The sequence below is a fragment of the Pirellulales bacterium genome (genome assembly GCA_036490175.1).
Classification (GTDB): domain Bacteria; phylum Planctomycetota; class Planctomycetia; order Pirellulales; family JACPPG01; genus JACPPG01.
Map to the genome: position 1 here is coordinate 1 of DASXEJ010000214.1, position 11331 is coordinate 11331.

The following is an 11331-nucleotide window of genomic DNA, read 5'->3' on the forward strand; positions in this document are numbered from 1 at the left end:
TCACCCGATACGTGCCACCCGCCACGTTCACCCACGGCAGAAGGCTCAAAAGCCAACGCGGGGTGATCGACATCATCTTCGGCGACGTCTTCGTCGTCGTCGCTAAATTCTTCGCGACTGAAGTCGTCACGCTACGCTGCAATCTGGAATCAGACATGGCTGTCTCGACGGCTGGTTAGAAGAGAAACGACTTGGCCGAAAAGGCCAGCGTGAAGGCAAGAAGTCGCAGAAAGTGGCCACTCCATTGACTCACCGCAAACTGCCTATCCGGGACAATATTGACTACCCGCGAGGGTCCGTCGAAACGAGCTATTTAACAATCAGCTCGTACACTACGGACACCCCAGGAAGCCTCCGGTTAGTCCGGTCAGCTCGATGATCGCGGCCCAGCAAGCTAGGCCGCAAAGTTTTGCTAGCTTACCGTCTCTCACACGGGTAGGAAAGATGCGGCGGCAGGAAAATATGGCGATCGTATATCGCTTCCGACTTTTTCTGCCCTATCCCGGTCCTCCCGAGCAGGCATCCCTTGCGCGGCAAATACGGCCGCGAATTGATTCGGAAACGGCAATTCCCATATACTTTACGGCGGAGAGTGAAAATCCTGTCGGCGATACAATCCGATTTTACGGAACAGTTGCCGATTCTAGTTGATAGGAAGGGCCCTTCCCCGACCGGAACTAACCGTTGATTTGAGGAGGATCGCTGCCATGAGCCTTGCCACAATTTCCGCGGCCAACTTGGCGCAGCGACACCAGGAAGGCCACGAGATCGACCTGATCGATGTGCGAACTCCCGTTGAGTTTCGCGCACTCCACTTAAAGCTCGCCCGCAACGTGCCTTTGGATCACCTTGACCCAAACGCCGTTATGAAGGGGCGGAGCGGGTCGGCAGATAAGCCACTGTACGTCGTCTGCCAGGCGGGGGGGCGCAGTCAGAAGGCCTGTGAGAGATTCCAGCAAGCTGGATTCCAGAACGTAATCAACGTCGAAGGCGGAACGCAGGCCTGCGCGCGCACCGCTTTGCCCCTGGTCCACGGGCAAAAGGCAATCTCTCTGGAACGACAGGTGCGGATCGCGGCAGGTTCGTTAGTACTGGTCGGGGTCACGCTGGGATGGTTCGCGCACCCCGTGTTTTTCGGCCTGTCAGCGTTCGTGGGTGCAGGGCTGGTGTTCGCCGGGATCACGGATACTTGCGGAATGGGTATGATGCTTGCCCGTATGCCTTGGAACCGCTGCAGCACCGACTCGACCGATTCGGCCGCCCCTTGCGCCGTGTAACCTCGGTTCCGGCGCGTCGCCCGCGCGGGCACGAATTACTTGATAGGTGGCCTCAACCCGGCTACCATTCGGTCGGTTTCGCAATTGCTAACCGGACAACCGGAGGCCAGTGTGTCCTGCTCGGATCACTGGCTATTTTTGTATATATCAAGTTCATCGGTCCCTTTCTCAGAGGACGTGCCATGTCGCGGTGGTTCAAGGACAACTCACTATCAATCGGTCATACCCCGCTGGTTCAACTGAACCGCGTAACCGACGGGGCGCAAGCCACGGTGCTGGCCAAGATCGAAGGCCGCAACCCGGCGTATTCCGTCAAGTGCCGCATTGGCGCGGCGATGATTTGGGATGCCGAACGTCGCGGTATGCTTGGTCCCGGTAAGGAGCTCGTCGAACCGACTAGCGGCAACACCGGCATCGCACTGGCATTCGTCGCCGCGGCGCGCAAGATTCCGCTTACCCTGACCATGCCCGAGACGATGAGCCTCGAGCGACGCAAACTGCTCGTGGCCTATGGCGCCAAGCTGGTGCTGACCGAAGGTCCGCGCGGCATGGGCGGAGCAATCGCCAAGGCCGAAGAGATCGTGGCATCGGATCCGAACCGCTACGTGCTCTTGCAACAATTCAAGAACCAGGCCAACCCCGCCATCCACGAGCAGACGACAGGCCCCGAGATCTGGGACGACACCGACGGCGCCGTCGACATTTTCGTCTCGGGCGTGGGCACGGGGGGCACGATCACCGGGGTGTCTCGCTATATCAAGAAAACCAAAGGCAAGGCGATGCGATCTGTCGCTGTCGAGCCGACAGCGAGCCCCGTTTTGACTCAGCAGCGCGCCGGCGAACCCCTCAAGCCCGGGCCTCACAAGATCCAAGGAATCGGCGCGGGCTTTGTCCCGGCCGTGTTGGACATGTCATTGGTGGACGACATCGAGCAGGTCACAAACGAAGAGTCGATCGCGTTCGCCCGCCGCTTGGCGCTTGAAGAAGGAATTCTGGCGGGAATCTCTTGCGGGGCCGCTGTGGCGGCGGCCGTACGGATTGCCAAGCGTCCCGAAAACGCGGGCAAAACGATTGTGGTGGTGCTGCCCGATTCCGGTGAACGATACCTCAGCTCGATCCTCTTCGAGGGCATGTTCGATGCCGAGGGACATGCCCGATGACCACCAGCATTCACAAACCGCACACGCTGAACCTGGGCGAGTTGCACTGGGATATTAATGCCATTGTCAACGAGCTGCGCGAGTTGCGGCAGGCCTCGCTGGCGGCCCGGCGGCGTGCCGACAAGCCGGCTAAGCTGCCGTCGCGGACCACGCTCACGACGATCGTCGAGAGCTTGATCGCGGCCCTCTTTCCTAATCGCCTGGCGTCGTTCTCGCTCGCCAGCGAGAGTATCGACTACTTCGTCGGCCATACACTCGACAAGGCGTTGCGTGATCTCGTCGAGCAGGTTGTTCGCGAGTTAGAGTTTGTAGCCGGCAGCGACGCCGCGGGGGATGAGCATCGCCAATACGCCATGGCGATCGTGCGAGATTTTGCCGGCAGCCTGCCGTCGATCCGCGCACTATTGGAAAGCGACATTTATGCCGCTTACGAGGGAGACCCGGCGGCCCGTAGCGTCGACGAAGTTTTGGCCTGTTATCCCGGGATAATGGCGATTGCGCATCACCGCCTGGCACATGCCTTGTATGCCCAGGGAGCGGTGCTGGTTGCGCGAATTGTGGCGGAAATCGCGCACTCCCTGACCGGCATCGACATCCATCCCGGGGCACAGATTAAAGGAAGCTTTTTCATCGATCACGGCACGGGCGTCGTAATCGGCGAAACGGCCGTGATTGGCGAGCACGTACGGCTGTACCACGGAGTAACACTGGGCGCAAAACGCTTTCAAGTCGACGAGGACGGCTCGCTCGTCAAAGGAAACCCGCGACATCCAATCGTTGAGGACGATGTCGTGATCTACGCCGGCGCGACGATTCTGGGGCGCATCACGATCGGTCGGGGTTCGGTCATCGGCGGAAACGTCTGGCTGACGCGCAGTACTCCACCAGGAAGCAACATCACTCAAGCTCAGGTGCGCAGCGAGATATTCGACGACGGTTCGGGAATTTAATCCCGTAGCAATCGCCTGACGCATCCAGCTCAATCGGCGAACGGTTCCAACTCTTCCCAACGGATGTAGACCGTGGCCAGCTGCTCTTCTAGTTCTTTGAGCAGTGCCTGTTGCTCGGCGATTTGCGGGCCCGGCTGCCGGTAGAACGCGTCCTGCGACATCTCCCGGTGCATCTCGGCGATCTGGCCTTCGAGTTTCTCGATCAAGGCGGGCAGGCCCTGCAATTCTTGCCGCTCTTTGAATGAAAGCCGTCGCTTGCGCTGGTCAGGCTGCGCATCGGCCTGCGGCGCGGCAGACGTTTTGGCCGTCGCCATTACGCTCGGTCGGTTTACGGGGGCTGGTACCGTACTGCTCACAGGACGCTGGCGCAGCCAATCGTCATAGCCGCCGACGTACTCTTTTACTCCGCCGTTTTCAAAGACGATGGTGCTCGACACGACATTATTCAAGAATTCCCGATCGTGGCTGACCACCAATACGGTTCCCGTGAACTGCACCAAGCGCTCTTCGAGCAACTCTAGGGTCTCGGCATCCAAGTCGTTCGTCGGTTCGTCTAGCACGATGACGTTGGCCGGCTTGGCAAAGAGCTTTGCCAACAGCACCCGATTGCACTCTCCGCCCGACAGATAGCGCACGGCAGTCCGCGAGCGTTCTGGGCTGAAGAGGAATTCTTCGAGATAGCCGATCACATGTCGCGGCTTGCCGCCAATGGTGACAGTGTCGTAGCCATCGCTGACGTTCTCCTGGACCGATGCATCCGGATTCAGCTGTTGCCTGAGCTGATCGAAATACGCGATCTGCAAATTCGTTCCCAGTCGCACCGTGCCCAATTGCGGCTGAAGTTGTCCCAACAGCAACTGTAGCAACGTGGTTTTTCCGGAGCCGTTGGGACCGAAGACGCCGATTTTATCTCCACGAAGAATCGTCGAGGAAAAATCACGCACGATCGGTCGCTGTTCGCATGCGAACGTGACGCAGTCAAGCTCGGCGACCAGCGTTCCGCTGCGTTGCGCTTCGGCAATCGCCATCTGCACTTTGCCGCCGGACGTGCGCCGTTCGCTGCGGACGCGCCGCATCTGTTCCAGCGCCCTGACCCGACCCTCGTTGCGGGTCCGCCGCGCCTTGACCCCGCGACGCAGCCAGACCTCCTCCTCGGCCAGCTTCTTGTCGAACAGAGCGTTCTGCTTCTCCTCGGCGGCCAGCAGGTCTTCCTTACGGCTCAGGAACGTGTCGTAATCGCACGACCAGTCAAAAAGTCGGGCTTGGTCGATTTCCAGGATGCGCGTGGCCAGTCTGCGCAGAAACATGCGATCGTGCGTGACGAAAATCAACGTGGCGCTGGTACGGCCAAGGAAATCTTCCAACCAGTTGATGGCCTCCACATCGAGATGGTTCGTTGGCTCATCCAAGAGCAATACATCTGGCCCCGAGACGAGCGCTCGGGCCAGCAGCACCCGGCGCTTCATGCCGGACGAAAGGCTCTCGAAGCGTGCCTCGGCCGGCAAATCCATGTTCGACAGAATGCGTTCGAGCTTATGCTCGGCCTGCCAGGCTGTTTCAGACTCGTGCCCGACGCTGTCCAAACCGAGGGCGACGACGTCCCTGACCGGACCTGCAATATCCTGTGGGACATCCTGGGGCAACAGCGCGATCCGCGTCCCCGGCGCGAACGTGGCCTGACCCGAGTCCGGCTCGGCCTGCCCACAGAGGATCCGCATGAACGTGGTCTTGCCCGCCCCGTTGCGGCCTAACAAGGCAATCCTTTGGCCCGTCTCGATCTGGCACGACACCGCATCGAGCAACGTACGACCGCGAAAGCCAATCGAAAGGTCGCTGACTGTAATAAGGGGCATGGGCAATGCGTGGCGGGGGGTCGACGTTCGCTGGGTAAGTACACGGGGCACTGGGAATTATGCGTATTTCCCGTTTTGGGGCGAGAGCCCTTCCAGGCCGCCTGTCCGACTTTGCTCGGCCGGGACGGCTTCGGGAATATTCCGCTGGATAACTGGAGGGTTCGGTTGGTTGGCAGCCAGATTGGTCCGCGAGTCTAGGAGAACAAATTCTGGCAGGGCGACCGCCGAACGATTACGCTAATCGACGCTCGCCCGTTATTGTTCCAGATTCATCTGCCAGGACCACCGTCTTATGAAGACCTTCTGCGTCGTCGCTCAATTTTTGTTCGTGTGCTCGGTCTCGTACGCGGCCGACCTGCCGCGCAGTAATCCCGAGGCGCAAGGCGTCTCGTCGCCGGCCGTGCTTTCGTTCATCGAGGCGGCCGACAAGATCGATGCCATGAACAGCTTCATGCTGGTGCGACATGGTCACGTCGTCGCCGAAGGCTGGTGGACGCCCTTTCGAGCCGAGGCTCGCCACTCTTTGTATTCACTCAGCAAGAGCTTTACCTCTACGGCGGTTGGTCTGGCCATCTCCGAGGGCAAACTCGGCTTGAACGATGAAGTGTTGAAGTTTTTCCCCGACGACGCTCCGTCCGAGCCAAGCAACTTCCTCAAAGCAATGCGGGTCAGCGATCTGTTACGCATGTCGACAGGCCATCAGGTCGAGCCCGCGCGCACAACCAACGAACCATGGACGAAAACGTTCTTGGCCCAGCCGGTTCCTTTTAGACCGGGCACACATTTTCTCTACAACACGTCGGGCACCTACATGCAATCGGCGATCGTGCAAAAAGCGACGGGACAAACCGTGCTCGACTATCTGCAGACACGGCTCTTCGAACCTTTGGGAATAGCCGGGCCGACCTGGGAAACGAGCCCGCAGGGAATTTCGACGGGCGGCTACGGTCTCAGCATTCGTACCGAAGACATTGCCAAGTTCGGTCAGCTCTACCTGCAGAAAGGAAAGTGGCAGGACAAGCAACTCGTCCCTGCCAGCTGGATCGAGGCTGCGACCGCCCGACAAACCTCCAACGGCAGCAATCCCGACAGCGATTGGGAGCAGGGTTACGGATATCAATTCTGGCGTTGTACCCACGGCGCGTACCGCGGCGACGGCGCCTTTGGACAATTCTGCGTCGTGCTGCCCGAGCAGGACACGGTCGTTGCCATCACGAGTGGCGTCCGCAACATGCCGGGCGTAATAAGTCTGGTCTGGGAACAGCTCTTGCCCGCGCTGAATCCGTCCGCCTTAAGACCCGACGAAGCCGCGACGACGAAGCTACGGCAAAAACTGGCAGGACTAACCGTGCGACTGCCGGACAACAGCGGCGAACCTGCAACAATCTCGGGCAAGACTTACGAGTTTCCCTCGAATGATTTCAAGCTGGAGTCGATCACGCTCGAGCGCGACGCCGCCAACAGCCACGTGACGCTCGTCACGCGCATCGACGGCAGCGAACAACGCATCGAATGCGGGCAAGGCAAGTGGATCGACGGGCAAGTAGCGTGGGGCCTATTGCCACAGCAACCGGCAGCTGCCGCCGGCGGTTGGACCGGCGACGAATTCACGGCCAAGATCTGCTTCTACGAAACGCCGTTCATCGTCACGACGCGATTGAAGTTCGCGGGGGACAATCTAACGTTCAATTCCGAAACCAATGTCGGATTCGTTCGGACCAAGCAGCCGGAATTGGTCGGCAAGGCAAAGTAACCGCGCCTGATCACGGTCGTCGCAGGACCGTCTTTTCACCGTACTTGGTGGGAAATGTGAGCGCATCGTTAAGATTGGCGTCGCTTCCTCGAATTCCTTTGCCTCTTCTCTTGACCATCGTGCGTTAATTGTCGAAATACGCGATGGACGTCTCGGCTCTGCGCGCCATCACTTCGCTTCGGCGCGTGATATGCTCGATGGAATCGACGGCTCGCCGGCCAGATGCTAGAAATGGGTGCCGGTCCGATCATCTCATCGAAACCATGTCACGATAGTCGCGTTTATGACCCAGTCTATTGCCAGGTTGATCGACCACTCGTTGTTACATCCGACAATGACCGAAAAGCAGCTGCGCGAGGGATGCCAGCTTGCCCGACGATTGCACGTAGCTTCCGTGTGCATCAAGCCATACGCAGTGCCACTCGCCAAGGAATTATTGTCCGGCTCCGATGTGGCCGTGTGTACGGTGATCGGCTTCCCGCACGGCTCGAACGCCACTGAGACCAAGGTATACGAGGCGCATCTGGCCTGCCAACAGGGGGCGGTTGAGTTAGACATGGTTGTCAACGTCGGCCGAGTTCTTGACCGCGACTGGTCCTTTGTCGAGTCCGACATTCGCGCGGTAGTTGACGCGGCCCACCAGCATGGTGCTCTTCTCAAGGTCATCTTCGAAAACGAATTCTTGCCAAGCGACGATTTAAAGATCGAGCTCTGCCGCATCTGCTCTGAAGTGCGTGCCGATTTCGTCAAGACCTCGACCGGGTTTGGTTTTATCAGTCGTTCCGGTGGCGGTTTTGCCACGATCGGCGCGACGGATCACGACCTGCGTCTCATGCGGACCCATGCCGCGCCCGAAGTCGGCCTAAAGGCTGCCGGCGGAGTTCGCAATTATGAGGACGCCTTGCGAGTGGTTAACCTGGGAGCCACGCGCATCGGCACCAGTTCGACAGCCGTGATTGTCGAAGGGCAGCCCAGCAGTCAGGCAGCTTCCCAGTCCGAAGTGGGTTATTGATCCGTCCGCTGCGGCGGCTTTGTGGCATCAGATGCGTATCGATTATTACCGGCAAGGATAGCTTTTGTGACGGAATCTGCTTGCCAGATTAACGCTGCAGCCGCGGCCATTCGCGCCGCATGGTCTGGCCAACCGCGAGTCGGCATCATTCTGGGTACGGGCCTGGCAGGATTCTCGGATCAGATCGACCGCGAAGCTGTACTGAACTATGAGGACATTCCCCACTTTCCACGCGCCACGGCGCTAGGACACAAGGGGCACCTCGTATGTGGCACTGTGGCCGGCACAACTGTCGTCACCATGGAAGGTCGATTTCATTCGTACGAGGGCTATGCGGCCGCGCACATTACGTTGCCGGTGCGCGTGATGAAGCAGCTTGGCGTCGAACTTTTGATTGTGTCGAACGCCAGTGGCGGATTGAACCCCAACTACTCTGTGGGGGACGTCGTGGTGCTGGACGATCACATTAACTTGATGCCGGCTAATCCTCTGGTGGGCATCAATGATGAAGTATTGGGGCCACGCTTCCCGGACATGAGCGAGCCCTATGATCCTGCGCTGGTGGCACGGGCGCTCGAGATTGCGCGGCGCGAGAACTTCGTAGCGCATCGAGGCGTTTACGTGGGCCTGTCCGGTCCGAATTACGAAACCCGCGCCGAATATCGCTTCTTGCGCCTCATCGGCGCGGACGTCGTGGGCATGTCCACCGTTCCTGAAGTGATCGTGGCCGCTCACGCCAGATTGCGTGTGCTGGCGCTTTCGGTCGTTACAAATGTCTGTCGTCCCAACGTGGTCGCCGTAAGCGATGGCGCTAGCGTGGTTCGCGCGGCACAATCTGCCGAGCCCAACGTGCGCAAGATTGTCCTGGCTATTCTGGCAGACCTTGCCAGTGGCACGGAGCCGGCCGAGTCGAGCCGCTGCGCAACCGCGGATCGCGTTCCTCACGACGTTCAACCCTGAGAGAAACCGAATCCCGGCCCATGAACGTCCTGCAATGCATCGCGAGAAAGCGAGACGGAGAAGCGCTCAGTGCCGACGAAATCGACGCGCTGGTGCGGGCCTACGCGACCAACCACATTCCAGACTATCAGATGTCGGCCTGGGCAATGGCCGTCTATCTACGGGGCATGAATAGCGCCGAGACCATGGCTCTGACGCGCGCGATGCTTCACTCGGGCCAGACGCTCGAAGCAGACGATGCCACCCCACGTGTCGACAAACACTCGACGGGAGGAATTGGCGATAAATCGTCGTTCACCATCGCACCGTTGCTGGCTTGCTGTGGGCTGCACGTGCCGATGATCTCGGGTCGGGGGTTGGGGGCAACCGGAGGGACGCTCGACAAGCTCGAATCGATACCAGGATTGCGTACGAATCTGTCCGCAGGCGAGGTTCGCGACATCGTGCGGCGTGTCGGCTGCGTCATCACGAGCGCCTCGGCCGAGTTGGTGCCGGCTGACCGCAAATTGTACGCGCTGCGCGACGTGACCGGCACCGTCGCGTCGATTCCCTTGATTACGGCTAGCATTCTCAGCAAGAAGCTGGCAGAGAACCTGACGGCCTTGGTGCTGGATGTGAAATTTGGCTCCGGCGCATTCATGAAGACCCGCGGTCAGGCGCGCGCTTTGGCCGAATCGCTGGTTAACATGGCCGCGCGATTGGGATTGCGAACGACCGCCCTGCTGACGGCGATGAATCAGCCGAATGGCCGCCTGGCCGGCAACGCGGTCGAAATCGACGAAGCTCTGGAAACACTCGCCGGCGGCGGACCGGCCGACATGCGGGAACTGTCGTTGGCCTTGGCCGGCGAGATTATCGTCGCGAGAGAACTGGCGCCCGGCCCGGCCGCAGCACAGCTACTCTTGGCTGACCATCTGGATTCGGGGCGCGCGCTGGAAAAGTTCCGCCAGATGGTGACCGCTCAAGGGGGCAACCTGGATGCACCACGTCGGCGCGCCCCGACCTGGCCGCTGACAGCGACCGATTCCGGCTTCATCAAATCGATCGATGCGGAACGATTGGGGCTGGCAATCGTTGAATTGGGAGGAGGCCGCAAAAAGCTCGGAGATCCCGTCGATCACTCGGTGGGAATCGAGATTCTCGTGCGGCTGGGCGATCCAATCGTCGCTGGCCAACCCTTGCTGAACATCTTTGCCGAGGCGCGGGTGCGGGACGGCTGCCTGCCGCTATTGCAGGACTGCTTCCAAATCGGATCCCAGGCACCGGTCATAGAGCCATTGATCGCGGAGAGAATCGTCGCCACCGCTGAACAAGATAACGGGCGATCGGCAGACGATTAAATCAACACGCCGGCCACGCAGGCTGTCATAAAACATGCCAACGTACCTCCCAGCATGGCCCTGAAACCGAGCTGTGCCAGTTCGGTTCGGCGCTCGGGCGCCATGGCGCCGATGCCGCCGATCTGAATGCCGATCGACGAGAAATTCGCAAACCCGCACAGCGCGTAAGTTAGGATGACTTGCGTCCGCTCGCTCATCTGGACGCCCGAATCGGGTTGAATCCATTCGGCCATACGCTCATAAGCCACCATTTCGTTGGTGACCATGCGCAAGCCAAGCAATTCTCCGACCTTGAAACAATCGGCCCATTCAATTCCCATCAACCAGGCAATCGGGGCGAAGAGATAACTGAGACCAGCCGACAGCGACCAATTCCAGCCGAAACAGGCGCCGGTCCAGCCGATTAGCGCGTCGCACATTGTGATCAGCGCCAAAAAGGCGATCAGCATCGCCGCTACGTTGATGGCGAGCTTCATTCCTTCTGTTGCGCCGATTGATGCTGCCTCGATAAGATTCGTCCCGACGTCGTCGACTGTCACCGCTACCGCGTCCGGTGCGCAAGACGTCTTGGTCTCGGGAACGAGCACCTTGGCGATCAATAATCCGGCAGGCGCCGACAGGACCGACGCCGAGACCAAATGTGCCGCATCAATGCCCATGCTGATGTAGGCAGCCAACACGCCGCCAGCTGTCGAGCCAAAGCCGGGCACCATAATGGCCATCAACTCCGATCGCGTCATCGTGCGAACGTAAGGCCTGACAACGAGCGGCGCCTCGGTCTGTCCCAAAAAAATATTGGCGGCCGCGGCCAAACTTTCCGGCCCGGTCGTCTTCAAGGTCATTTGCATCAGCCGGCCGAAGATCCAGACGACCGCCTGCATGACGCGTAGAAAATAGAGCACCGACATCAAGGACGAAAAGAAGATAATCGTCGGCAAAACTTTCAGTGCGAAAAAGAATTCGCGAAACTGTTTACCAAAGACAAACTCCGAGCCGACGTCGACATAGCTCAGGAGGCTTTCGAAA

The 11331-nt window shown here is 59.5% G+C and carries 9 protein-coding genes; 7 read left to right on the forward strand and 2 right to left on the reverse strand.

What is annotated here, in order from left to right:
• Positions 1 to 707 precede the first annotated feature (707 nt).
• The 3 genes from VGG64_15215 (at position 708) to epsC (ending at position 3387) form a co-directional block, all read left to right on the forward strand.
• The gene (locus tag VGG64_15215) at positions 708 to 1277 is read left to right on the forward strand and encodes a rhodanese-like domain-containing protein (GenBank protein HEY1600951.1); all 570 of its coding nucleotides are present in this window, start codon (positions 708 to 710) and stop codon (positions 1275 to 1277) included.
• Between the two features lie 182 nt (positions 1278 to 1459).
• Positions 1460 to 2437 carry a cysteine synthase A gene (cysK, locus tag VGG64_15220; protein ID HEY1600952.1) on the forward strand — a complete coding sequence of 326 codons (978 nt, stop codon included), beginning with the start codon at positions 1460 to 1462 and terminating at the stop codon, positions 2435 to 2437.
• A complete protein-coding gene (gene epsC / locus VGG64_15225) occupies positions 2434 to 3387 on the forward strand; it encodes a serine O-acetyltransferase EpsC (GenBank protein ID HEY1600953.1) in 954 nt (317 codons plus the stop codon). The genes cysK and epsC overlap by 4 nt, the downstream gene beginning before the upstream one ends.
• Positions 3388 to 3416: 29 nt before the next feature.
• Here the strand turns inward: epsC and VGG64_15230 are convergent, their stop codons facing one another.
• Positions 3417 to 5240, reverse strand: a complete 1824-nt coding sequence (locus tag VGG64_15230) for an ATP-binding cassette domain-containing protein (GenBank protein HEY1600954.1) — start codon at positions 5238 to 5240, stop codon at positions 3417 to 3419.
• Positions 5241 to 5532: 292 nt separating this feature from the next.
• Between VGG64_15230 and VGG64_15235 the strand changes: the two genes are divergently transcribed.
• The 4 genes from VGG64_15235 (at position 5533) to VGG64_15250 (ending at position 10305) form a co-directional block, all read left to right on the forward strand.
• Positions 5533 to 6993 (forward strand): serine hydrolase, encoded by a 1461-nt coding sequence (locus tag VGG64_15235; protein ID HEY1600955.1) that lies wholly within the window; start codon positions 5533 to 5535, stop codon positions 6991 to 6993.
• A 283-nt stretch (positions 6994 to 7276) separates the two neighbouring features.
• A complete protein-coding gene (gene deoC / locus VGG64_15240; protein HEY1600956.1) occupies positions 7277 to 8005 on the forward strand; it encodes a deoxyribose-phosphate aldolase in 729 nt (242 codons plus the stop codon).
• 66 nt (positions 8006 to 8071) lie between these two features.
• A complete protein-coding gene (locus VGG64_15245; protein ID HEY1600957.1) occupies positions 8072 to 8965 on the forward strand; it encodes a purine-nucleoside phosphorylase in 894 nt (297 codons plus the stop codon).
• Between the two features lie 20 nt (positions 8966 to 8985).
• The gene (locus VGG64_15250; GenBank protein HEY1600958.1) at positions 8986 to 10305 is read left to right on the forward strand and encodes a thymidine phosphorylase; all 1320 of its coding nucleotides are present in this window, start codon (positions 8986 to 8988) and stop codon (positions 10303 to 10305) included.
• On the opposite strand, the gene VGG64_15255 is transcribed toward VGG64_15250, so the two are convergent.
• The coding region (locus VGG64_15255) for a nucleoside transporter C-terminal domain-containing protein (protein HEY1600959.1) at positions 10302 to 11331 on the reverse strand (1030 nt) is incomplete at its 5' end. The genes VGG64_15250 and VGG64_15255 overlap by 4 nt on opposite strands.